This is a genomic window from Salipiger sp. (assembly GCF_059781815.1).
The window spans coordinates 7278-30510 of record NZ_JBYNAH010000012.1 but is presented as its reverse complement, the minus strand read 5'-3'; the positions used below and the strand labels follow the sequence as shown (position 1 = coordinate 30510).

23 protein-coding genes are annotated in these 23233 nt (G+C 66.0%); 10 read left to right on the top strand and 13 right to left on the bottom strand.

The features are described from left to right. Nucleotides 1–3 precede the first annotated feature (3 nt). From AC6RA4_RS02695 to AC6RA4_RS02685, 3 genes are read left to right on the top strand one after another with little or no spacing between them, the layout of a single operon-like run. Nucleotides 4–1014 (top strand): glycosyltransferase family 2 protein, encoded by a 1011-nt coding sequence (locus AC6RA4_RS02695; RefSeq protein ID WP_500157153.1) that lies wholly within the window; start codon nucleotides 4–6, stop codon nucleotides 1012–1014. Beyond that, on the top strand, nucleotides 1011–2711 hold the full coding sequence (locus AC6RA4_RS02690) for a DUF5927 domain-containing protein (RefSeq protein ID WP_500157151.1): 1701 nt from the start codon (nucleotides 1011–1013) through the stop codon (nucleotides 2709–2711). The genes AC6RA4_RS02695 and AC6RA4_RS02690 overlap by 4 nt, the downstream gene beginning before the upstream one ends. Before the next feature lie 7 nt (nucleotides 2712–2718). Next, nucleotides 2719–4146, top strand: coding sequence for a nodulation protein NodH (locus AC6RA4_RS02685; protein ID WP_500157149.1), 1428 nt, complete (start codon nucleotides 2719–2721; stop codon nucleotides 4144–4146). Nucleotides 4147–4276: 130 nt separating this feature from the next. Here AC6RA4_RS02685 and AC6RA4_RS02680 read toward each other — a convergent pair whose 3' ends face one another. The 6 genes from AC6RA4_RS02680 to AC6RA4_RS02655 all read right to left on the bottom strand — a co-directional run bounded on the left by AC6RA4_RS02680 (nucleotide 4277) and on the right by AC6RA4_RS02655 (nucleotide 8133). Continuing rightward, nucleotides 4277–4741 carry a PTS sugar transporter subunit IIA gene (locus tag AC6RA4_RS02680; RefSeq protein ID WP_500157147.1) on the bottom strand — a complete coding sequence of 155 codons (465 nt, stop codon included), beginning with the start codon at nucleotides 4739–4741 and terminating at the stop codon, nucleotides 4277–4279. A gap of 56 nt (nucleotides 4742–4797) precedes the next feature. Next, nucleotides 4798–5361 carry a ribosome hibernation-promoting factor, HPF/YfiA family gene (gene hpf / locus AC6RA4_RS02675; RefSeq protein WP_500157145.1) on the bottom strand — a complete coding sequence of 188 codons (564 nt, stop codon included), beginning with the start codon at nucleotides 5359–5361 and terminating at the stop codon, nucleotides 4798–4800. A 252-nt stretch (nucleotides 5362–5613) separates the two neighbouring features. Continuing rightward, on the bottom strand, nucleotides 5614–6372 hold the full coding sequence (gene lptB, locus AC6RA4_RS02670) for an LPS export ABC transporter ATP-binding protein (RefSeq protein ID WP_500157143.1): 759 nt from the start codon (nucleotides 6370–6372) through the stop codon (nucleotides 5614–5616). Between the two features lie 25 nt (nucleotides 6373–6397). Beyond that, nucleotides 6398–6895 (bottom strand): lipopolysaccharide transport periplasmic protein LptA, encoded by a 498-nt coding sequence (lptA, locus tag AC6RA4_RS02665; RefSeq protein ID WP_500157141.1) that lies wholly within the window; start codon nucleotides 6893–6895, stop codon nucleotides 6398–6400. A gap of 10 nt (nucleotides 6896–6905) precedes the next feature. Then, entirely contained in the window at nucleotides 6906–7514 is a 609-nt protein-coding gene (gene lptC / locus AC6RA4_RS02660) for an LPS export ABC transporter periplasmic protein LptC (protein ID WP_500157139.1), read from the bottom strand. A 4-nt stretch (nucleotides 7515–7518) separates the two neighbouring features. Beyond that, complete coding sequence (locus AC6RA4_RS02655) at nucleotides 7519–8133, bottom strand: ribonuclease D (protein ID WP_500157137.1); 615 nt, start codon at nucleotides 8131–8133, stop codon at nucleotides 7519–7521. Nucleotides 8134–9104: 971 nt separating this feature from the next. On the opposite strand from AC6RA4_RS02655, the gene AC6RA4_RS02650 reads away from it, so the two are divergent. Beyond that, nucleotides 9105–9794 (top strand): sugar transferase, encoded by a 690-nt coding sequence (locus AC6RA4_RS02650; RefSeq protein WP_500157135.1) that lies wholly within the window; start codon nucleotides 9105–9107, stop codon nucleotides 9792–9794. A 61-nt stretch (nucleotides 9795–9855) separates the two neighbouring features. Here AC6RA4_RS02650 and AC6RA4_RS02645 read toward each other — a convergent pair whose 3' ends face one another. Next, the gene (locus AC6RA4_RS02645; RefSeq protein WP_500157133.1) at nucleotides 9856–10656 is read right to left on the bottom strand and encodes an HTD2 family dehydratase; all 801 of its coding nucleotides are present in this window, start codon (nucleotides 10654–10656) and stop codon (nucleotides 9856–9858) included. Nucleotides 10657–10690: 34 nt separating this feature from the next. On the opposite strand from AC6RA4_RS02645, the gene AC6RA4_RS02640 reads away from it, so the two are divergent. Then, nucleotides 10691–11089, top strand: a complete 399-nt coding sequence (locus tag AC6RA4_RS02640; RefSeq protein WP_500157131.1) for a VOC family protein — start codon at nucleotides 10691–10693, stop codon at nucleotides 11087–11089. Nucleotides 11090–11148: 59 nt separating this feature from the next. Here the strand turns inward: AC6RA4_RS02640 and AC6RA4_RS02635 are convergent, their stop codons facing one another. From AC6RA4_RS02635 to AC6RA4_RS02625, 3 genes are all read right to left on the bottom strand, one after another. Beyond that, nucleotides 11149–11814, bottom strand: a complete 666-nt coding sequence (locus AC6RA4_RS02635) for a YiaD family glycine zipper/OmpA-like lipoprotein (RefSeq protein ID WP_500157129.1) — start codon at nucleotides 11812–11814, stop codon at nucleotides 11149–11151. Between the two features lie 152 nt (nucleotides 11815–11966). Beyond that, entirely contained in the window at nucleotides 11967–12803 is an 837-nt protein-coding gene (locus tag AC6RA4_RS02630; protein WP_500157127.1) for a methylated-DNA--[protein]-cysteine S-methyltransferase, read from the bottom strand. A 120-nt stretch (nucleotides 12804–12923) separates the two neighbouring features. Next, a complete protein-coding gene (locus AC6RA4_RS02625; RefSeq protein ID WP_500157125.1) occupies nucleotides 12924–14021 on the bottom strand; it encodes a heme-binding protein in 1098 nt (365 codons plus the stop codon). 240 nt (nucleotides 14022–14261) lie between these two features. On the opposite strand from AC6RA4_RS02625, the gene nth reads away from it, so the two are divergent. The 3 genes from nth (at nucleotide 14262) to AC6RA4_RS02610 (ending at nucleotide 17242) form a co-directional block, all read left to right on the top strand. Beyond that, nucleotides 14262–14906 carry an endonuclease III gene (gene nth, locus AC6RA4_RS02620; RefSeq protein WP_500157123.1) on the top strand — a complete coding sequence of 215 codons (645 nt, stop codon included), beginning with the start codon at nucleotides 14262–14264 and terminating at the stop codon, nucleotides 14904–14906. Next, on the top strand, nucleotides 14903–15916 hold the full coding sequence (locus AC6RA4_RS02615) for an adenosine kinase (RefSeq protein WP_500157121.1): 1014 nt from the start codon (nucleotides 14903–14905) through the stop codon (nucleotides 15914–15916). Before nth ends, AC6RA4_RS02615 begins: the two co-directional genes overlap by 4 nt. A gap of 99 nt (nucleotides 15917–16015) precedes the next feature. After that, nucleotides 16016–17242 carry a S8 family peptidase gene (locus AC6RA4_RS02610; protein ID WP_500157119.1) on the top strand — a complete coding sequence of 409 codons (1227 nt, stop codon included), beginning with the start codon at nucleotides 16016–16018 and terminating at the stop codon, nucleotides 17240–17242. A gap of 23 nt (nucleotides 17243–17265) precedes the next feature. Here the strand turns inward: AC6RA4_RS02610 and polA are convergent, their stop codons facing one another. Together polA and mbfA are read right to left on the bottom strand one after the other, a co-directional pair. Further along, nucleotides 17266–20073 (bottom strand): DNA polymerase I, encoded by a 2808-nt coding sequence (polA, locus tag AC6RA4_RS02605; RefSeq protein ID WP_500157117.1) that lies wholly within the window; start codon nucleotides 20071–20073, stop codon nucleotides 17266–17268. A gap of 304 nt (nucleotides 20074–20377) precedes the next feature. Beyond that, nucleotides 20378–21352 carry an iron exporter MbfA gene (gene mbfA, locus AC6RA4_RS02600; RefSeq protein ID WP_500157115.1) on the bottom strand — a complete coding sequence of 325 codons (975 nt, stop codon included), beginning with the start codon at nucleotides 21350–21352 and terminating at the stop codon, nucleotides 20378–20380. 187 nt (nucleotides 21353–21539) lie between these two features. On the opposite strand from mbfA, the gene AC6RA4_RS02595 reads away from it, so the two are divergent. Next, complete coding sequence (locus AC6RA4_RS02595; RefSeq protein ID WP_500157113.1) at nucleotides 21540–22163, top strand: TetR/AcrR family transcriptional regulator; 624 nt, start codon at nucleotides 21540–21542, stop codon at nucleotides 22161–22163. Between the two features lie 20 nt (nucleotides 22164–22183). Continuing rightward, nucleotides 22184–22672, top strand: coding sequence for an AraC family transcriptional regulator (locus tag AC6RA4_RS02590; protein WP_500157111.1), 489 nt, complete (start codon nucleotides 22184–22186; stop codon nucleotides 22670–22672). Here AC6RA4_RS02590 and AC6RA4_RS02585 read toward each other — a convergent pair. Then, the coding region (locus AC6RA4_RS02585) for an NYN domain-containing protein (RefSeq protein WP_500157109.1) at nucleotides 22669–23233 on the bottom strand (565 nt) is incomplete at its 5' end. The genes AC6RA4_RS02590 and AC6RA4_RS02585 overlap by 4 nt on opposite strands.

Sequence of the window (23233 nt, the reverse complement as noted above, 5' to 3'; positions counted from 1 at the left end):
ACAGTGGGTGCATGGCAGTCATACCGGCTGAGGCTTCAGCGCAAGCGCTGGCGCATTCGTGCGCTGCGCAAGAGCCGCGAGCTCATGCCGGTCAGCAACCGGACCGACAAGCTCCGCTCGACAGATCTGCTGGTGTTCTGCACCCAGCGCAACGAAGGCGTCCGCCTGCCCTATTTCCTGAAGTATTACAGGGACATGGGGGTCAACCACTTCTTCTTTGTCGACAATGACAGCACCGACGGCTCGCTCGACTACCTGTCTCGGCAAGAGGATGTCTCGGTCTGGAGCAGCCGGGGCAGCTACAAGCGCTCGCGCTTCGGGATGGACTGGATCAACTTCCTGCTGCGCAAATACGCCCATGGCCACTGGGCGCTGACCGTCGATCCCGACGAGTTCTTCCTCTACCCGTTCTGCGACACGCGTCCGCTGCGCGCCCTGACCGACTGGCTCGATGCCTCGTCGATCAAAAGCTTCTCGGCGATGCTGCTCGACATGTATCCCAAAGGCCGGATCGACGCGCAGCCCTATGAGCGCGGCCAGAACCCGCTCGAGATCGCGTCGTGGTTCGATGCCGGCAATTACACGATCACCCGCAACAAGCGCTTCGGCAACCTGTGGATCCAGGGCGGGCCGCGGGCGCGGGTGTTCTTTCCCGACCGTCCCGAACGGGCGCCGGCGCTGAACAAGATCCCGCTGGTGAAGTGGGACAGGCGCTACACCTATGTCAGCTCGACCCACATGCTGCTGCCGCGCGGGCTCAACGCCGTCTATGACGAGTGGGGCGGCGAGAAGGCCAGCGGCCTGCTGCTGCACACCAAGTTCCTCGACACCTTCAACGCCAAGGCCGAGGAAGAGCTCGACCGGCGCGAGCATTACGCCGGCTCGACCGAGTATCTCGCCTATGCCGCGGGCATCCGCGACAATCCCGAGCTCTGGTGCAAGTGGTCCGAGAAATACATCAACTGGCGCCAGCTCGAGATCCTTGGCCTGATGTCGAAAGGGAACTGGGCATGAGCGTCGGCATCGTGATGCTGGTGCACACCGCGCTCGGCCGGGCCGAGCAGGTCGCCCGGCACTGGACCAAGGCGGGCTGCCCGGTGGTGATCCATGTGGACAGCATGGTCCCGAAGAAGGTCTTTGACGGCTTCGTGCAGAGCCTCGCGGACGAGCCCAACGTGATGTTCTCGAAACGCCATCGCTGCGAATGGGGGACATGGGGGCTGGTGGCCGCCAGTCAGGATGCCTCCGAGCTGATGCTCGAGAGCTATCCCGGCGTGCGCCATGTCTACCTGACCTCCGGCTCCTGCCTGCCGCTGCGCCCGGTCGAGGAACTGATCGAGTATCTCGAAGAGCGTCCGCGCACCGATTTCATTGAGAGCGCCACCACCGCCGACGTGCCGTGGACGGTGGGCGGGCTCGACCACGAGCGCTTCACCCTGTTCTTCCCGTTCTCCTGGCGCAAGAACCGCTACCTCTTCGACCGTTATGTCGAGCTTCAGCGCAAGCTCGGCTTCCGCCGCCGCATCCCCAAGGGCCTTGTGCCGCATATGGGCAGCCAGTGGTGGTGCCTGACCCGGCAGACCCTGTCGGCGATCCTGCAGGACCCCGAGCGCCGCCGCTTCGACCGCTATTTCAAGCGCGTCTGGATCCCCGACGAGAGCTATTTCCAGACCCTCGCGCGGCTTTATTCGACCAATATCGAGAGCCGGTCGCTGACGCTCTCCAAGTTCGACTTCCAGGGCAAGCCGCACATCTTCTACGACGATCACCTGCAGCTGCTGCGCCGCTCGGACTGCTTCGTCGCGCGCAAGATCTGGCCGCACGCGGAACGACTCTATGACGCGTTCCTGAACCATCCCGAACCGGCGCAGAACCGGCAGGAGCCCAACCCCGGCAAGATCGACCGCATCTTCGCCAAGGCGGTCGATCGGCGGACCCGTGGCCGCACCGGGCTCTACATGCAATCGCGGTTCCCAAACTACGGCTGGGAGAACGGGCTCACCGCCGGAAAATACTCGGTCTTCCAGGGCTTTTCCGACCTCTTCAAGGAGTTCGAAAACTGGCTCGGCCGCGCCACCGGCGCGCAGGTGCACGGCCACCTCTACGGCCCCGAGCGGGCCGAGTTCGCGGGCGGGCAGACCGTGCTCAACGGCGCGCTGGCGGACAATGCCGCGCTGCGCGATGCCAACCCCAAGGCGTTTCTCACCAACCTGCTCTGGAACACCCGTGGCGAGCGGCAGTGCTTCCAGTACGGCCCGCACGACAACCCCAAGATCATGTGGCACATCGCGCGCGATCCCAACGCGCAGGTGAGCGTGATTTCGGGTGCCTGGGCGGTGCCGCTGTTCAAGTCGAACGCCAATTTCGCCGATCTCCGGGCCGAGGCGGCGCTGCTGCAGAAGGTCGAGAACAAGATGCTCGACCAGCTGCGCTCGCCCGAGGCCAAGGCGCGAATCCGCATCTGGACCATGGCCGAGTTCATCGAGGCCCCGATGGAGCCGCTGCAGATCGTCATCGACGAGATCGGCCAGAAGGCGCATCGCCGCCTCGCCGAGGCACCGGTGATGGAGGATCTCGCCGGCTTCGGCCAGTTCCTGCAGAACCTCAAGAACCAGGGCATGCACCCCTACCTGATGGGCGATTTCCCGGTCGAACACATGCCGCGCAATCCCCGCCGCACCGCGCGCAAACCGTATCTCGTGAAGAAATAGGCCCTCCATGTCCGACCGTTTCGATAGCTTCGTCGTCTTCGCCGAGATGCGGACCGGCTCGAATTTCCTCGAGGCCAACCTCAACGCCTTCGAGGGGCTGAGCTGCCTGGGCGAGGTATTCAACCCGCATTTCATCGGCTACCCGAATTCCGACGACGTGCTCGGCATCACCCAGGCCGAGCGCGATCGCGATCCGCGTGGCCTGCTGCTCGAGATCCGCAACCACAAGGACGGGCTCGCCGGGTTCCGCTTCTTCCACGATCACGACCCGCGCATCCTGCCCGCCATTCTCGAGGACGAGCGCTGCGCCAAGATCATCCTCACTCGTAATCCGGTCGACAGCTATGTGAGCTGGAAGATCGCGCAGGCGACGGGGCAGTGGAAGCTGACCAACGTCAAGAAGCGCAAGGACGCCAAGGCGCAGTTCGATGCCGCCGAGTTCGAGACTCATCTTGAGGCGCTGCAGGCCTTCCAGGTCACCCTGATGAACGCGCTGCAGACCACCGGCCAGACGGCGTTCTACGTCGCCTACGAGGATCTGCAGGACGTCGCGGTGATGAACGGGCTGGCGAAGTGGCTGGGCGCATCGTCCCGACTCGACAGCCTCAACACGGCGCTGAAGCGGCAGAACCCCGAGCACATCTCGGAGAAGGTCGAGAATTTCGACGAGATGGCGCAGGCGCTGGCGCGGCTCGACCGCTTCAACCTGACGCGGACGCCGAATTTCGAGCCCCGGCGCGGGCCGGCGGTGCCGGGCTATGTCGGCGGGGCCCACACGCCGCTGCTCTACATGCCGATCAAGTCCGGCCCCGAGGCGACGGTTCTCACCTGGATGTGCGCGCTCGACGGGGTGGCCGAGGACGCGCTGGCGCGCGACTTCAACCAGCAGAGCCTGCGGCAGTGGAAACGCGAGCGCCCGAGCCACCGCAGCTTCACCGTGCTGCGCCACCCGCTGGCGCGGGCGCATGATGCCTTCTGCTCGAAGATCCTCAGCACCGGCAAGGGCAGCTACAAGGGCATCCGCAAGACCCTGCGCCGCGCCCACAACCTGCCGATCCCCGAGGGCGAGCCCGGCCCCGATTACACGCTCGAGGCCCATCGCGAGGCGTTCACCGCCTTCCTGCACTTCCTGAAGGCCAACCTCGCCGGGCAGACCGCGGTGCGGATCGACGGCCATTGGACAAGCCAGACGCAGGCGTTGCAGGGCATGGCCGAGCTGACGCTGCCCGACATGCTGGTGCGCGAGGACGAGATGGCGAGCTACCTGCCGGCGCTGGCCATGCAGGTGGGCCACGCCGCGCCGCCGGACCCGGTGCCGCTGCCCACCGCCGCGCCCTACGCGCTGGCGCAGATCTACGACGACCAGCTCGAAAGCGCCGCGCGCGAGGCCTATCAGCGTGATTACCTGATGTTCGGTTTCGGCGACTGGGGCTGAACGCCCGCGCCCAGACAGCGCCAACGCAAAAGACGCGGCGACCTTAGGGTCGGACCGCGCTCGGGTCTGGCGATGTCGGAGAGGAAGCGGAGGTCATTCCGACCGGGCGCGCCCGGTCGAGGACCGGTGCTCAGGCCGCCTGCGACGAGCGGTCCTCGGTGAGTATGGCGTGCAGGGTCGCGGCGTCGGGGTTGGCGCGCAGCTTGTTGCACAGCGCCGCATCGCGCAGCGTGCGCGAAACCAGCGCCAGCGCCTTCAGGTGTTCGACCCCGGCATCCTCGGGGGCGAAGAGCGACAGCACCACGTCGACCGGCTGACGGTCGACGGATTCAAACTCCACCGGTTTTTCGAGAAGGATGAAGACGCCCTTCACCTCGTCGATGCCGTTCAGGCGGGCGTGGGGAAGGGCGACGCCGTGGCCCACACCTGTGGGGCCAAGGCTTTCGCGCTCCATCAATGCCTCGACCACGGCGGGGGCCGAAAGCCCATAGGCGCTTTCGGCCAGCTCCGCGATGTCATGCATCAGGCGCTTCTTGCTGCTCGCCGCAGCGACGACCTTCACCGCCTGCGGTTTCAGAAGTTCCAGAAAGGTCATAGACCGCCTTTCACTGTCTGCTCTGAGGCGTTTCCGGCCGCGGCATCAACGATCTCTTACGGATCGATCCAGCCGATGTTGCCGTCGTCGCGGCGATACACGACGTTCACGCCATCCTTTTTCTCATTGCGGAAGACCAGCACGGGGGCACCGGCCAGCTCCATCTGCATAACGGCTTCGCCAACCGTCAGCGATGGAATCTTGGTCTCCATCTCAGCGACGATGATCGGCTGCAGCGAGTCCGGCTCATTTTCATGCGAGTCGGCTTCGCCGGCGAGGATATACGAGGCTGCTCCGAAGAGTTCAACGGGCTCGGCACGCTCCTTGTGGTGGTCTTTCAGGCGACGCTTGTAGCGACGGAGCTGTTTGTCCACCTTCTCGGCCACGCCGTCGAAGGATGCGTAGATCTCGGTTGCCTTGTCCTTGGCCGAAGAGGTCAGGCCGGTGGACAGGTGCACCGTGACTTCGCAGATGTACTCGTGTGCGCTCTTGGAAAAGGTGACGGTCGCGTCCGTGGGCCTGAAGGCGTATTTCTCTAGGACGGTGCCCAGCTCGTTCTTGACGTGAGTCTGAAGGGCTTCGCCGATATCGATCTGCTTTCCCGTGATCTGATAGCGCATTTTGGTTTCCTTCTCTTCTTTGGACCCGACTACAGTTCCCGCCTTACTGGCAGGTTAGATCTGGTGTCGGATCATGGGAGACGCAAGGCAGTTGCAGCAAAGCCCCCTCTTTCCCTCTCCTCGGGTCGCTTCGTTCAGGCATGCAAGAATGCGCTGCGTCATGGGTATATTTGACGTGAAACGGGGCCGTTCTGTCAATGATCTGTCGCAAACCCTTCGTCAAATCGCGCAGCCATCTGGGAACAATCCGCTTTATCCGATGCGGAAGTTCTCCCCGAGGTACACCCTGCGCACGTTTTCGTTCTGCACCACCTCGGCCGGGGTGCCCGACATCAGCACCTTGCCGTCGTGCAGGATGTAGGCGCGGTCGACGATCTCGAGCGTCTCGCGCACGTTGTGGTCGGTGATCAGCACGCCGATGCCGCGTTTCTTGAGGTCCGAGACCAGCATGCGGATATCGTTGACGCTGATCGGGTCGACGCCGGCGAAGGGCTCGTCGAGCAGCAGGTACTTGGGATCCGCCGCGAGGCAGCGGGCGATCTCGACCCGACGGCGTTCACCGCCCGAGAGCGCCAGCGCCGGGGCGCGGCGCAGGTGCTCGATCGAGAACTCGCCCAGCAGTTCCTCGAGTCGCTCGCGGCGGCGATGCCGGTCGCTCTCGGCGATGTCGAGCACGGCGCTGATGTTGTCCTCGACCGAGAGGCCGCGGAAGATCGACATTTCCTGCGGCAGGTAACCGATGCCGAGTCGCGCGCGGCGGTACATCGGAAGCCAGGTGGCATCGCGGCCGTCGATGGTGACCTTGCCGCCCTCCGGGTTCACCAGACCTGCGACCGCGTAGAAGGTCGTCGTCTTGCCCGAGCCGTTGGGCCCGAGCAGCGCCACCACCTCGCCCCGGTCGAGGTCGAGCGTGACGTCGCGGATCACCACGCGCTTCTTGTAGCTCTTGCGCAGATTGCGGACGCGAAGGCCGCTATCGCCTTCGGTCACGGTCAGTTCAGGACGGGCCATCGGGACTTGGTTACTCTTCCACGGGTTATTGTTGTTGCTCTTCCGAGCCCTGGCTGATCACCGTGCGCACGCGCCCCGTCATCTGCGCGGTGCCGTCGTCAAGGTTCACGATCATGCGCTCCGAGGTCAGGGCGTTCTGGCCCTGGGTGAGCAGCACGTTGCCCGTCATCACCACGGTGCCGTTGTCGATATCGTAATCGGCGCGCTCGGCCTCGGCGGCCTCCTCGCCGCTGACCAGCGTGACACCTCCCGAAGCCTCGAGCCGCTCGATGCGGTTGTTGGTCTCGGAATAGACCACCAGCACCCGCGGCGCGGCGAGCCGCATCTCACCCTGACCGATGACCACGTTTCCGGTATAGAGCGCGGTGCCGTCCGACTGGTTGACCTGAAGCTGATCGGCGCTGACCTCGACCGGCGCGCTGGTATCCTGCTGCATGCCCCCGAAGGCGACCTTGGCGCCCTGTGCCAGAACCGGCCCGGACAGAGCGAGGAACGTGGCGGCAACGGTCAGAAATCGGAACATACGGGAACCCCTATGGATCTTTCGGGTCGTATATCAGGTTTACGCCTTCCGTGAAAAGCAGTTGCACGTCTTCGCCGTTCTCGGTCGGTGTGATCGTGAGCTTTCCAGCCGTGAACCGGCCCGCCGGGCCTTCGCCAGAGACCGGCGCGAGGGTCTCTGCCTCGATCCTGTTGAGCGCGGTGCGCAGCCGTTCCGTCGTCAGCTCGTAGCCATTGGAACTGACGATGCGCACGCCGCCCTCGAGATCGGCACTCTGATCGCCGTCGCTCACCAGCGCCTGATCGGCGCGCAGGGTGATCTGGCTGCCGTCCGACATGTCGATGCTGGCATCGAGCTGGTGGGCCAGAACCTGGTCCATGCCATCCTCGAGCGGCTCGGCACTGTCGGCGGTGAGGATCAGCTGGTCGCCGCGCGCGGTAAGCCCGGCATAACGCGGCGCCACGATCTGCTGGCGCGCCGGCCCGTCCGATCCGTCGGAATCCGCAAAGGGGATCTGCACGATCGGCTCACTGCTGCGGCCGACCAGAAACAGCGTCGACAGCATCGCCAGCGCCGCCAGCGGCAGCAGGATCTTCAGCCAGCCGATCACATAGGAGTATGTGTCCCCGCGCGGCGCCATGGGATCAGGAGTGCGCGAAGATGTCGGTGTCGGGCCAGCCCTCGAGATCGAGCAGCGCCCGGGTCGGCAGGAAGTCGAAGCATTTCTGCGCCAGCTCGGTGCGGCCCTCCCGCGCCAGCATGGCGTCGAGCGCCTCGCGCAGCTTGTGCAGGTGCAGCACATCCGATGCGGCATACTCGACCTGGGCGGTGGACAGCGTGTCGGCGCCCCAGTCGCTCGATTGCTGCTGCTTGGAGATGTCGACCGAGAGCAGTTCCTGGGTCAGCGCCTTGAGCCCGTGCCGGTCGGTGTAGGTGCGCACCATGCGGCTCGCGATCTTGGTGCAATAGACCGGCGCGGCCAGCGCACCGAAGGCATGATACATGGCGGCGATGTCGAAGCGCCCGAAATGGAACAGCTTGAGCACGGTTTCGTCGCGCAGAAGCCGGCTGAGGTTCGGCGCCTCGGTCTGGCCCTTCGCCACCTGCACGAGGTGCGCGTTGCCGTCACCGCCCGAGAGCTGCACCACGCAGAGCCGGTCGCGATGCGGATCGAGCCCCATGGTCTCGCAGTCGATCGCAACGATGGGGCCGAGATCGAGCCCGTCGGGAAGATCGCCTTTATAGAGGTGGTTCGCCATGACGGGCCCTTTCCGCTGCATACACTGACCGGGTCGAAATAGGCCCGCGCCCCGGGGCATGCAACTGAAGCTTAAAGGGCAGGGCTGCCTCATTTGCGAAAATGCGGCGGAGAATGTGGCGCGATTCGGACTGAATTAGACGATTCAGGGGCGTCAAACCGCCCCGATTCGGGCGCAGCCTCACGCTTCGAGGTCGCACTGTAACATTTCGTGACCGACCTCACTCCTCCTAAGCGTGTCGCCCGCCGCGGCCGCTCGAAGGCGCCCGTCCGCAATCGCCGGCGCCACATCGAAAGCCGAAATGGCGGCGCGGATTTCCAGCCTTTCGACGCCGTCGCAATTCCTATCCGGCCCGATTGTTTCCAGTCAGACACCTATCCCGCAATTCACTTCCGCTGCGGCAGGCGGACCGGAGTCCGGCGAACGCAGATCGCAAACGATCCATTCGCGAGATCGCATTTGTTTACGTTCTCGAAACCTTTTCACCGCCAGCTGCGGGAGACTGTTTCGGAAGGCTCCGCCGGCGCCATGCCTGACCGGCTCCGGATTTCTGCCCGTCAGATCGTCACACATTCCATGCCCGCCAACCGTTTTCCGGCGAAGACGGGACAGGGACAGACACCCGAAAAGGAGGTCTCCGACCGCGGAGGTTAAAGATTGGTTCAACTTTTAATTGTGGCAAAAACGTGTTGTTGACCGGACTTAGGCCGCAATGCATAACCTTGGGTGTCGAAGGTAGAAACATATTTTCGTCACACTACGGCACTTGGGGGTTGGTGCTTCCACTTGGGAGTTATGGTGAGTCTGCTTCGGTCTTGTTAGGACCAGAAATTCTACTGAAAGCCTGATGCGCCCCGCGCGCTCTCTGGATCTCTGCAGCACGGCAGGGAAACGGTGACCTGCGGTCTGCGATTGGCCCAAAGCACATACTTGCCAGCATTTCCGTCAATACACGCCTCGAGGAGGTCAAATTGACTATTCATATTCGCCAGCCGCTGCCGACCCCTGGCATCGAACGCCTTATTGACGACGCCCTCTCTGCCGCACCGCAGGGCGCATCCTATGACCGCTTCGCAAAGCGCGTTCTCGACGTCACCCTCGTGCTGCTTGGCGCCCTGCCCGTTCTGCTGGTCGTCGCCACGCTTGCCGCGCTCATCGCCATTGATGGCAAGTCGCCCTTCTATTTGCAGAAGCGCGTCGGGCGGAACGGCCGCATCTTTCACATGATCAAGCTGCGCTCGATGGTGGCCGATGCCGAGGCCCGTCTCGAGGCCTATCTCGACAGCAACCCCGAGGCCCGCGCCGAGTGGGACCGGACGCAGAAGCTGCGCCACGATCCGCGCATCACCGCAATCGGCCGCATCATCCGCAAGACCTCGCTCGACGAGCTGCCGCAGCTCTGGAACGTGCTGCGTGGAGACATGTCGCTGGTCGGCCCGCGGCCGATGATGGTGGATCAGCAGGATCTCTATCCCGGCACCGCCTATTATGCGCTGCGCCCGGGCATCACCGGCTTCTGGCAGACCTCGGTGCGCAACGAGTCGAGCTTCGCCGAGCGCGCCGGGTTCGATACCGACTATCTGCGCCAGCTGTCCCTCGCCACCGACCTCAAGGTTCTCGCACGGACCATCCGCGTCGTGCTGCACGGCACCGGCTGCTGAGCGTCTATCAGCGCTGCATCTCGAACGGCCCCCGCCATCGGCGGGGGCTTTCTCGTCTGGCTCAGAAGATCATCTCGGCGGCAATGCACTGACGCCCGTCGGCCCCCCGCACCCAAGCGCTTTCGGCATCGCGACAGAGCGTGACCTCCTCTCCCAGCGTGACCGGCGCCGTGAGACGGAAGCGGAACGACGAAAGCGGCGCCTGCTCCTCGGCCAGAAGCATCAGGAGCTGCGCCAGAAGCGGGCCGTGCACCACCAGATCGGCATAGCCCTCGACCTTGCGGGCATAATCGACATCGTAGTGGATGCGATGGCCGTTGAAGGTCAGCGCCGAGTAGCGGAACAGCAGCGTGCTGTCGAACTGCGCAGCCCGCGCCAGCGTCTCGTCCGTACGCGCCACAGGCGGCACCGGGCGCGGCGCGTCGGAAGACGGGTCCTCGCGATAGACAAGATCCTGCCGCTCCTCGACGCAGAGCACCCCGCCCTGCCGGATCTCGTGGCGCAGGGTGACGAAGGCCAGCGGGCCGCTGCGTCCGGTCTTCTGCGCGGCCTTCTCCCGGACAGTGCGCTTCTCGGCCTCGAGCCCGGCCTTCAGAGGCGCAAGGAAGCGCAGCGCGCCCCCCGCCCACATGCGGCGCGGCAGGCCGAAATCGGGGATCAGCCCGCCGGTGCGCGGATGGCCATCGCGCCCCAGCGCCTCGGGCGGCTGCGCATCCCAGAAATGGATCTGGTGAAAGAACGGCGGCAGGGCATCGCCCTCCGCCAGCCGTTCGGGGCGGCCCAACGCCGCCATCAGCGCGTTGGCGCGGGCCGGATCGAGCCTGTCTGTCAGACGGGTTTCGGCTGTGGCATCGTCACTCATGAGCACCTCCCTCCGGAAAGGATCTAGACCACCCATGGCGCCCACCGTCCAGTCTCTCGATCATCTGGTCCTCACCGTGGCCGACCTCGAAGCCACGCTGGCGTTCTACACCGAGGCGCTCGGCATGCGGGCCGAGCGCTTCACCCCGGCCGACGGATCGCACCGCTGGGCGCTGCGCTTCGGGAGCCAGAAGATCAACCTGCATCAGGCCGGCGCCGAGTTCCTGCCCAAGGCGGCGGCCCCGACGCCCGGATCGGCCGATCTCTGCCTCCTCAGCGACACGCCGTTGACCGCGTGGCAGGCGCATCTTGCCGCGCTGGGGATCGCGATCGAGGAAGGGCCGGTCACGCGCAGCGGTGCCGAGGGGCCGATCCTGTCGCTCTATCTCCGCGACCCGGACGGCACCCTGATCGAGCTGTCGAACCGGCTCTGAAACGCGAAACGCGCCGCGGGGAACCGCGGCGCGCCGATGTCTTGCAAGGAACGCCGGTATCAGGCGTTCGGCAGGATGACGATTTCCACCCGGCGGTTCTGCGCCTTGCCCTCGGGCGTCAGGTTCGACGCGATGGGCTGGGCCTCGCCGCGGCCGATGACCGAGATCCGGTTCGAGGGCACGCCGGTCGAGACCAGCACATTGGCCACGGATTGCGCACGGCGCTGCGACAGGCCCTGGTTGTAGCCGGCATCGCCGTCGCTGTCGGTGTGGCCGACCACCTGCACGCTGGTGTCCGGATACTCGAGCAGCGAGCGGCCGACGGTGCGGATGTCGGCCTGCAGATCGGTGCGCAGCGTGTCGCTGTCGAAGCCGAACAGGATATCCTGCGGCATGGTCACGATCAGGCGGTCGCCGGTGTTGCGGATGCCGACCTCGTTGCCCAGCTGCTGACGCAGCTCGGCTTCCTGCTTGTCGAGCTGATTGCCGATCACACCGCCGGCGATGGCGCCCGCAGCGGCCCCGACAAGCGTGTTCTTCAGAGCATCGTCGTTGTTGCCACCGATGATGCGGCCCGCGGCAGCACCGCCGAGCGCGCCGAGAAGGACGCCCTGATTGGTGTTGCGGTTGGGGTTGTTCTGGTCGAACGCCTGCCCGTCCGAACAGGCGCTCAGCCCCATCACGGCGGCAAGGGAAAGAAGAATGGACGTCTTGGCCCGGATCATGGTGTGCCTCTTGATCGTTATGGCCCCCGCACGGCGGGGGCGCTCCTCCTGAACTATAGTGCGACCATGCAACGGACCAACAGCGCTGTCACGGGGGTCTCGGCGGGTCTTTGCCCATTCCGCGCCTCACTTCGGAGTGATGGAACCGCGGCTCACGCCTCGAGCCGCGCCGCCTCCCAGGCCAGGATCGCGCGCTTGACCGGCAGGCCCCAGTGGTAACCGCCAAGGCCCCCGGACTTGCGCAGCGCGCGGTGGCAGGGGATCAGCAGCGAGATCGGGTTGCGCCCGACCGCCGTGCCCACGGCGCGCACCGCCTTGGGGCTGCCCACCGCGTGGGCGATCTCGGAATAGGTGGTGACATGGCCCGAGGGCACCCGCATCAGCGCCTCCCAGACCTTGATCTGGAACGGCGCGCCGATGAGGAAGAGCGGCACCTCGCCACCCGCCTGCCCGAAGGCCGCCGCCACCCAGGGCGCCAGCGCCGCCGAATCCTCGACATAGGTGGCCTGCGGCCAGCGGCTGCGCAGGTCGGCCATGGTGGCGTCGTCGCCGGCCTCGGAGGCAAAGCCGATGCCGCAGATGCCCTTGTCGGTGCCCATCACCAGTGACCGCCCGAAGGGGCTGTCGAACCAGCCCCAGCGGATCGTGAGGCCCTCGCCGCCGCGCCCGTATTCGCCGGGGCTCATCGCCTCCCAGCGCAGAAACAGGTCGTGCAGCCGCCCGCCGCCCGAGAGCCCGGTGGCATGCGCGGTCTCGAGCGTGGTGAAGCGCTCGGAGAGCAGCGCCTTGGCGTGGCCCAGCGTCAGGTATTGCTGGAAGCGTTTCGGAGATACCCCGGCCCAGCGCGAGAACAGGCGCTGGAAATGCGCCGGGCTCATGCCCATGCCCGCCGCCAGCTCCTCGAGCGTGGCCTGCGGCCCGGCGGCGTCCACCATCTCGATGGCGCGGCGCATGACCTCGTAATGATACCCCTGCGACGTCTCAGACATGCTCCGGCTCCCGTGTTGCCGGCCCAAGCTACGCCGCCGCGCGCGGGCGTGCGACCCGGTTCCTGCGCTTTCAGGACACCGGGTCGCGATCGGGATGGGAGGGCCCGGTATCCGCGCGTGTCAGTACTCGTCGGAGGTCAGAACCTCGGCGTCATCCTCGACATTGGCCACCTTCTCGAGCGTGTTGATCGAGACATGCGGCCAGCCGATTAGGCCCGGAATGCCGTCGCGGCGCGGGAAGAAATCGAGCATCACCACCTGCAGATACTGCATCACCAGCTTGGGCTCATCGCCAACGCCCGGCTCGTCGAGCTCCATGATCCAGAAGGTCGACTTCATCGAGGTCGCGTTGGCGTGCTTGACGATGAACGGGATGTTGAGAATACCCGCCGCCTCCGTGGCGCTGGTGGTCAAGTCGAGCCGGGTGGTCTTCTTCACCTTGTCAGGCGCAGGCTGCGCGCCGCGCAGCAGCTCTTCGGGATGCACCGGGTTGAAGCCCGGGAAGCCCGGCGTTCCCGCGGGGACGGTGCCAAAGAACGGATTGTCGTGGAAATGCTTGTATGGCCCGAGATAGCGGCTTTCGAGCGGTTTCAGCAGGTCGTCCTCGCCGCCGGCGGTGTCGTCGCGCGGCAGCAGCACCCCCTCGGGGAAACCGTTGACCGCCGGGATGTCGGGCGGGCCATCGAAGATATCGACCGCCGCATCGAAGCGGCCCATCGCCAGCAGCGAGTCGCCATGCGGCACGGTTCCGAGCCGGGCGATGTTGATGCCCTCGGTGGTGTGGTTGGTCATGAACAGGAAGAGACCCGGCTCGTGATGGATCGCCGCTCCAGGGGCGGCGAGCTTGCCGCTGGCGGGGAACTCGTCCACTGCCACGTGTTCGACCAGTTGCTGATAGTCGAGCGCCACCACGAGCTGGTCGAGATCGGTCAGACCTCCGGCGTCGCGCTGGATGCCGCGATTGGGCGCGCCCTTGTCGGCGGTGAAGAACTGCAGCGTCTCGCGGTAGTGGTTGACCATCAGCCGGTAATTGAACCCGGCGGGCGGCGGGTCGGTGACGAAGGGCAGCGCAATGCAGTTCCATCCGAACGGCACATCGGCATTGGTGTTCTTCCAGATCCCCGGCAAGAGCTTCAGCGGGCCGAGTTCATCGTCAAAAGGCTTGGCGATCTCGATATGGCGAGTCTTGGCGCGGCTCACGGCCTCTGCATTCAACATGGCTTCGATCCTCAAATGAATTTCGACGTGGGAAATAAGCAGCGGGCGGATTGAAAATCGGGACCGCCGCCATGCGTGTTCGTATCACAAAAATACAATTTCCGATAGATCTCGCTCAACTCGAAATTGTGTCAGGGCTGGTTCAGCGCGACACGACCCCCCAACGGGACCGGTCGCGAGAGGTCAGCCCTGCGCGCAAACGGCTTGCCGATACGGGAAAAGCGTTTCATATCCGGGGGCATGGCCAAGCAGCTCGATTATCATACCCTGCGGGAGATCTTCACCCGCTTCCGCGAGGCAGAGCCCGAGCCCAAGGGCGAGCTCGACCACGTCAATGCCTATACGCTGGTGGTGGCCGTCGCGCTCTCGGCGCAGGCCACCGATGCCGGCGTCAACAAGGCGACGCGCGAGCTCTTCAAGATCGCCGACACGCCCGAGAAGATGCTGGCGCTCGGCGAAGAGGGCGTGATCGAGCATATCAAGACCATCGGCCTTTACCGCAACAAGGCCAAGAACGTCATCAAGCTCTCGAAGATCCTGCACGAGCAGTATGGCGGCGAGGTGCCGTGCTCGCGCGCCGCGCTCGAGAGCCTGCCCGGCGTCGGACGCAAGACCGCCAACGTGGTGTTAAACATGTGGTGGCACTACCCGGCGCAGGCGGTCGATACCCATATCTTCCGCCTCGGCAACCGCTCGGGGATCTGCCCCGGCAAGGACGTGGTGGCCGTCGAGCGCGCCATCGAAGACAACATTCCCGTGGATTTCCAGCAGCACGCGCATCACTGGATGATCCTGCACGGGCGCTACACCTGTGTCGCGCGCAAGCCCAAGTGCCAGGCCTGCCTGATCCGCGACCTGTGCCAGTTCGAGGACAAGACCGTATGACCCTGACCCCGCAGCATCCGACCAAGAAGTACCAGGTTCTTGGCATCGGCAACGCCATCGTCGACGTGCTGACCCGCTCCGATGACAGCTTCCTCGAGATGATGGGCATCGAGAAGGGCATCATGCAGCTGGTCGAGCGCGAGCGCGCCGAGCAGCTCTACGGCGCGATGGAGAACCGCGTGCAGGCCGCCGGCGGCTCGGTGGCGAACACGCTCGCGGGGCTGGGCAATCTCGGCCTGCGCACCGGCTTTTTCGGGCGCGTGCGCGACGATGCGCTGGGGCGTTTCTATGCCGACGCGATGGAGAAGGGCGGCACCGATTTCGTCAACCCGCCGGTCGAAGGCGGCGAGCTGCCGACCTCGCGCTCGATGATCTTTGTCTCGCCCGACGGCGAGCGTTCGATGAACACCTATCTCGGCATCTCCGCCGAGCTCGGCCCCGAGGACGTGGCCGAGGAGATCGCGGCGCAGACCGACATCATCTTCCTCGAAGGCTATCTCTTCGACAAACCGAAGGGCAAGGAGGCGTTCCTGCGCGCCGCCCGCACCTGCCGCAAGGCCGGCGGCCTTGCTGGCATCGCGATCTCGGACCCGTTCTGCGTCGAACGCCACCGCGAGGACTTCCTGCGCCTGATTGCCAACGAGATGGACTACGTGATCGGCAACGAGGCCGAGATCCGCTCGCTCTACCAGGACGACCATCTCGACAAGGATCTCGCCCGCGTCGCCGATGTCTGCCCGCTGGTGGTCTGCACCCGCTCGGGCGACGGGGTCAGCATCATCAAGGATGGCGTGCGCACCGACGTTCCGGTCGAAAAGGTGGTGCCGGTCGATGCCACCGGCGCGGGCGACCAGTTCGCCGCCGGCTTCCTTTACGGTCTCGCCACCGGCACCGACATGGAAACCGCGGGCCGGATGGGCACCGTGGCCGCCTCCGAGGTCATCAGCCACATGGGGCCGCGCCCCGAGGCCGACCTCAAGGCCCTGTTCCGGCGGAACAATCTCATCTGAGAACGATTTCACGCGGGGTTCACGCGGTAAAACTTCGCTGAATCAACCTTAAGGTGTATCATCGCGCTATTGGAAAAGTCCATTAGAGCGAGATTTGCCATGTTCATCATTCTGCGTGACGAGAACGCCCCGCTTCGCAACCGTGCCCCGCGCCCCGCGGCGCCTCCCGGGCTGCCGGGCTTCGGAACCGGCACCTTCGATGCCCCGATTGCGAACGCGGTGCCGCCCGCGCCCAAGCTCGAATCCGCCGAGCTGAACGCCAAGGATCTGCGCGACGTGAGCCGCGACCCGGCGGTGACCGCCGTGGCACGCGAGATGCCGACCCGGCTGATCGAGCCGCAACCGCTCGACGAGGTCCGCGCCGAGGATGCCGAGCCCGCCTGGGGCATCGCGGCGGTCGGCGCCGACACTTCCGCCTTTACCGGCGCCGGGGTGCGCGTGGCGGTGCTCGACACCGGCATCGACACCAATCACCCGGCCTTTGCCGGCGTCACCCTCAACACGCGCGACTTTGCCGGCTCCGGCATCGAGGATGCCAACGGCCACGGCACCCATTGCGCCGGCACCGTGTTCGGGCGCGATGTCGACGGCACCCGCATCGGCGTGGCGCGCGGCGTCACCGACGCGCTGATCGGCAAGGTGCTGGGCGATGATGGCAGCGGTTCGTCGGACATGCTGTTCCGCGCGATCAAATGGGCCTCGGACGAGCAGGCTCAGGTGATCTCGATGTCGCTCGGCTTCGACTTCCCGGGCCTCGCCGAGCGGCTCGTCGATCAGGGTTGGCCGACGCTGCTGGCGGGGTCCGCCGCGCTCGAGGCCTATCGCCAGAACCTGCGCATGTTCGACGCGCTGATGGACATGCTGCGCGCGCAGGCGGCGTTCTCGGGCGGGACGGTGGTATGCGCCGCCGCCGGAAACGAGAGCCGCCGCAACATCGACCCGAGTTTCGAGGTCTCAGCCTCGCTGCCCGCCGCCGCCTTCGGCGTGGTCTCGGTCGGCGCGCTGGGGCAGGGGGCTGGCGGGCTGAACATCGCGTCGTTCTCGAACACCAACCCCACGGTGTCGGGCCCCGGTGTGAACGTGATCTCGGCGGCGATCGGCGGCGGCCTGCGCCCGCTCAACGGCACCTCGATGGCCTGCCCCCACGTCGCCGGCATCGCCGCACTCTGGTGGGAGGCGCAGCGCGCCTCGGGCAGCCCGGCCTTTGCCGGCGCGGTGCAGGCGCGGCTGATGGCCACCTGCACCACCGCGCCCATCGACCCGGCGACCGACGCGCTGGATCGCGGGCAGGGGCTGGTGCAGGCCCCCGCGATGGGCGTGGCCTGATAAAGCGGTTGGGCGCTGGCGCCTCAGTGCGCCTCGGCCCAGCTCTTGCCCTGCCCGGCATCGACCACCAGCGGCACGTCGAGCTTCACCACCGGCTCGGCGGCGCCTTCCATGACCGAACGGGCAGCGGCGATGAGATCCTCCTCGGCGCCCTGCTCGACCTCGAAGATCAGTTCGTCATGCACCTGCAGCAGCATGATGGCGGGCAGCTTGGCGATGGCGTCGGGCATGCGGATCATCGCGCGGCGGATGATATCCGCCGCGGTGCCCTGAATCGGCGCGTTGATCGCGGCACGCTTGGCAAAGCCGGCGCGCGGCCCCTTTGCGGCGATCTCGGGGGTGTGGATCACCCGGCCGAACAGCGTCTCGACGCGCTTGTGCTCCTTGGCGAAGGCCACGGTGTCGTCCATGTAGGTGCGGATGCCGGGGAAGCGCTCGAAATAGCGGTCGATGAAGCCCTGCGCCTCGGCCCGCGGGATGCGCAGGTTGCGCGCCAGGCCAAAGCCAGAGATGCCGTAGATGACGCCGAAGTTGATCGCCTTCGCCTGCCGGCGGATCTCTGAGGTCATCTCTTCCATCGGCACGTTGAACATCTCCGACGCGGTCATGGCGTGGATGTCCTGCCCGTCGCGGAAGGCCTGCTTCAGCGCGTCGATCTCGGCCATGTGGGCGAGGATGCGCAGCTCGATCTGGGAATAGTCGAGCGCCACGATGGTCTTGCCCTCGGGCGCGACAAAGGCCTCGCGGATGCGCCGCCCCTCTTCCGAGCGCACCGGGATGTTCTGCAGGTTGGGATCGGTCGAGGCGAGGCGTCCGGTATTGGCCCCCGAGATCACGTAGGAGGTATGAACCCGGCCGGTCTCCTTGTTGATGTGCTCCTGCAGCGCGTCGGTATAGGTGGATTTCAGCTTCGAGAGCTGCCGCCAGTCGAGCACCCGCGCCGGCAGCTCGTGCTCGGTGGCGAGGTCTTCGAGCACGTCGGCCCCGGTGGCATAGGCGCCGGTCTTGCCCTTCTTGCCGCCCTCGAGCCCCATCTTGTCGAACAGGATCTCGCCCAGCTGCTTCGGCGAGCCCACGTTGAAGCTCTCGCCCGCCAGCTCGTGGATCTCGGCCTCGAGCGCCGCCATCTTCTGGCTGAAGGCGTTCGACATGCGCGAGAGCGTGTCGCGGTCGACCTGCACGCCCGCCATCTCCATCTCGGCCAGCACCGGCACCAGCGGGCGTTCCATGGTCTCGTAGACCCGGGTGACGTGGTTGCGGTGCAGCTGCGGCTTCAGCAGGGTCCAGAGCCGGAGTGTGATGTCGGCATCCTCGGCGGCATATTTCACCGCGTCCTCGATCGGCACCTGGTCGAAGGTCTTCATCTTCTTGCCCGAGCCCAGCAGCTCCTTGATCGGGATCGGCGTGTGCGACAGGTAACGCTCCGAAAGCGCGTCCATGCCATGGCCGTGCAGGCCGGCATTCATCGCGTAGGACATCAGCATGGTGTCGTCGATCGGCGCGATGCGGACGCCGTAGCGGGCGAAGATCTTGGCGTCGTATTTCATGTTCTGCCCGATCTTCATCACCGCCGGATCCTCGAGCAGCGGCTTGAGCAGGTCGAGCGCCTCCTGCATCGGCATCTGCCCCTCGGCCAGCTCACCGCCGCCGAAGAGATCGCCCTCGCTGTCGGCGCGATGCGCCAGCGGGATGTAGCAGGCCTCGCCCGGCAGGGTGCAGAGCGAGATGCCGACGAGATCGCAGGCCATCTCGTTGAGCCCGGTGGTCTCGGTGTCCACCGCGACCCAGCCATGCTGAAGCGCCGCCGCGATGAAGGGCGCGAGATCCTCGGCGGATTTCACCCAGATGTATTTGTCCGGCTCGATGGCCGGCATTTCAGGCGCGCCGGCCTCGGGCGGGTTGGCGCCCTCGGGGGTGGTGTCGGGGATCACCGGTGCCTCGGCATCGAGCTGGTCGGCGATGCGCTTGGTGAGGGTGCGGAATTCCATCTCGGCGAGGAAGCCCAGAAGCACTTCAGGGTCGGGGTCCTTCACCTCGAGATCATCGAGCCCGAATTCCAGCGGCGTCTCCTCGTCGAGCTGCACGAGCCGCTTCGACAGCTCGATCTGCTCCCGCTTCTCGATCAGGGTCTGGCGCCGCTTCGGCTGCTTGATCTCCTCGGCCCTGTCGAGCAGCTCTTCGAGCGAGCCGTATTCGTTGATCAGCAGGGCGGCCGTCTTGATGCCGATGCCCGGAGCGCCGGGCACGTTGTCGACCGAGTCGCCCGCAAGCGCCTGCACGTCGACCACGCGCTCAGGGTAAACGCCGAACTTCTCGAACACGCCGTCGCGGTCGATGCGGCGGTTCTTCATCGCGTCGAGCATCTCGACGCCGTCACCCACGAGCTGCATCAGGTCCTTGTCGGAGCTGATGATCGTCACCCGCCCGCCGGCCTCGCGCGCCTGCCGCGCCAGCGTGGCGATGATGTCGTCGGCCTCATAACCCTCGAGCTCCTTGCAGGCGATGTTGAACGCCTCGGTGGCGCGCCGGGTCAGCGGGATCTGCGGCCGCAGATCCTCGGGCATGGCCTCGCGGTTGGCCTTGTAGAGATCGTAGAGATCGTTGCGGAAGGTGTGGCTGCCCTTGTCGAAGATCACCGCCACGTGGGTCGGCGCATCGGGGCCGGCGCTGTCCTCGACGTATTTCTGCAGCATGTTGCAGAAGCCCGAGACCGCCCCGATGGGCAGCCCGTCGGACTTGCGCGTGAGCGGCGGCAGGGCGTGATAGGCCCGGAAGATGAAAGCCGATCCGTCGATCAGATGCAGGTGGCAGCCCTTGCCGAACTGGGTCATGGTCGCGTCTCCCTTGGCCGTGCGCCCGCTTGGTTTGCCACGGGCGCGTCCCGGCTTCCAGCGGTTATGCGGCTTGGGGAGGGCGATGAGGGGGCCAGTCCCCTCTTGGCCTGCGGCCAATTCACCCCCGAGGTATTTTCGAACCAAAGAAGACACTCGGGAAGCGCCCCTGGCTTCTCTTCGTCAAAAATACTCCCGCCGGAGGCAGGCCGGCGCCCGCCGCAAGTGCAAGCTCCGGCAAATGCGCACGCATTGATCGAGACGCCGGCGAGGACGCCCGCAAGGGCGGAGGAGCGGCGCGGGCTCAGCCGCTGCCGATCAGCACCCCCGCCGCCAGCACCAGCGCGCCGCCGAGAACCACCTGCATCGAGGCGCGCAGGAACGGCGTCTCCATGTACTTGTTCTGGATCCAGGCAATCGCCCAGAGCTCGATGAAGACGATGATCCACGCGATGCTCGTGGCTGTCCAGAAATGCGGGATCAGATAGGGCAACGCATGTCCAAGCCCGCCCACGGTGGTCATCACCCCCGAGGCGATGCCGCGTTTCATCGGCGAGCCCCGGCCCGAAAGCTCGCCATCATCCGACGCCGCTTCGGTGAAGCCCATGGAAATCCCCGCCCCGACCGAGGCCGCGAGGCCGACGAGGAAGGTCGTCCAGGTGTCCTGCGTCGCGAAGGCCGTCGCGAAGATCGGCGCCAAGGTCGAGACCGAGCCATCCATCAGCCCCGCCAGGCCCGGCTGCACCCAGGTCAGCACGAACTGCCGATGCGCCAGCCGGTCCTCGTCGCTCCGGCGATCGGCATCGAGATGCTCGGCCGTCAGCTCGGCGGCGCGGGTCTCGTGCCCGGCCTCGGCGGCGGCGAGATCGCCCAGCAGCTTGCGGGTCCCGGCATCGGTGCTGCGCTTGGCCGCGTCGATATAGAAACGCTCCGCATCGCGCTCCATGATCTCGGCCTCCTCGCGGATGCGCTCGAGGCTGAGGTTCTGCATCAGCCAGACCGGGCGTCTGGCATAGAACCCGGCCACGTGCTCGCGCCGGATCAGCGGGATCACCTCGCCGAAGCGCATCCGGTGCGCCGCGATCAGCGCCTTGCGGTGACCGTCCTCCTCTTCCGCCATGCCGTCGAAGACCTGCGCGGTGTCGGGATAGTCGGCCCGCAGCATCTCGGCATAGCTGCGGTAGATCCGGGCATCGTCCTCTTCGGACGAGATCGCCAGCGCGAGCACCTCCTGCTCGCTGAGATCCTTGAATTGGCGGCGCTGGGTGAAGAAACGCATGGGGAAGGCCTCGATTTGGAATGATTCTAAAGTACCGCACCCGTCGCTGGATGCAACGCCCGTCACGCAGTCTGCCGTCGGGCCGATTGCCGCAGCCCCGCGCGTCCGGGGCGCACGGCGGATCGCGCCACGCTTGCCGGAACTGAACCGCGCGGTCTATGATCCGGATCACCAGAGGAGAGCGTCCATGCCGGGCAATACGGCGAGCGTCCGGCGCGGGCGCAAATACGACCAGGTCCTGAAAGGCGCGCGCGAGATCTTCCTGCGCGACGGCTTCGAAGGGGCCAGCGTCGACGAGATCGCCCGGACCGCCGGCGTCTCCAAGGCCACGCTCTACAGCTACTTTCCCGACAAGCGCCTGCTCTTCATGGAGATGGCCACCGCCCAGTGCCGGGCACAGGCGGACGAGGTGCTCGTTGCGCTCGATCCAAGCCAGCCGCCGCGCCTCGTGCTGTCCTATATCGGGCGCAGCGTGCTCGACTTCCTGCTGTCGGAGATGGGCCAGCGGGTGTTCCGCATCTGCGTTGCCGAGGCCGACCGGTTTCCCGAACTCGGCGCCGAATTCTACCAGTGCGGCCCGGTGCTGGTGCGCACCGAGCTGAAAGCCTATCTCACCGCAGCCATGGCGCGCGGCGAGGTGGAGATCGACGATCTCGGGCTCGCCGCCGACCAGTTCATCGAGCTCTGCAAGGCGGATTTGTGGATCAAGCGTCTCTTCGGCATCCGCGACAGCTTTTCCGAGGACGAGGTCACCCGCGTGGTGGAAGCGGCCGTCGACACCTTCCTGACAAGGTTCGGCCCGTCGACCTGAGCACGGAGTACCGAGCCGCCATGAGACCGGTCTTTGCCATCGCAGACGTGACGATCCGGGAGGTTCCTTCGGTGCCGGTGGCGATCCTGTCGCATATCGGGCCCCCCTCCGGCATCCGCGCCAGCGTCGCGCGGTTCATCGAGCGGCGGAAAGCTGCGGGGCTGCGTCCGCCGGAGAGCGCCACCTTCAACGTCTATCGAACCGGGTTGTCCGACGCGGCGCCCGAGCGCTTTCACATAGATCTCTGCGCGGGGACCAACGGCCGCACCGAGGGGCTCGAGGGGCTCACCCTGGGCGAGATCCCCGGCGGCCGCCGGGCGGTTCTGCGGGTCACCGGGCCCGAGGCGCTGCTCGAGGCGGCGCTCCCGTGGCTGCGCCGCGACTGGTTCGTGCAGAGCGGCGAGACGCTGGGCGACTTCCCGCCCTATTGCCAGCGCGTCGCCATGCCGCCGCAGGTCCGGGCGACCGCGATGGTCACCGATCTCTTCCTGCCGCTCAGGCCGCGCTAGTCGAGCCGGCGCACCAGAAGCTGGTTGCCCGGGCCGCGCTTGGTCTCGAAGACCTTCAGCTCCGACACCAGATCCGAGAGCTTGCGCTTGCCGTAGCTGCGGGTGTCGAAATCCGGGTTCGCCGCGGTGATGAACTGGCCGAGCTGGCCCAGCGTGTACCAGTCATCCTCCTGCTCGATGGCGTCCATCGCGGTGAAGATGAGGTTGCGCGCCTCCTCGAGCTTGCCGCTGGCGCGCGGCGAGCGGTCGCCGCTCTTCTGCTCCGGCGCGCCGTCGAGGTTCTCGAGGAAGATGAAGCGCTTGCAGGCCTTGCGGAAGGCATCCGGCGTCTTCTGCATGCCCATGCCGTAGACGTCGAGCCCCTGCTCACGGATGCGGCTCGCGAGGCGGGTGAAATCGCTGTCGGAACTGACCACCACGAAGCCGTCGAAGCGGCCGGTATGCATCAGGTCCATGGCGTCGATCACCAGCGAGATATCCGACGAGTTCTTGCCCACGGTGTTGGCCGGCGAGTGGTGCGGCACGAGGCCGAACTCGGCCGAGATCTTGGACCAGCCCGAG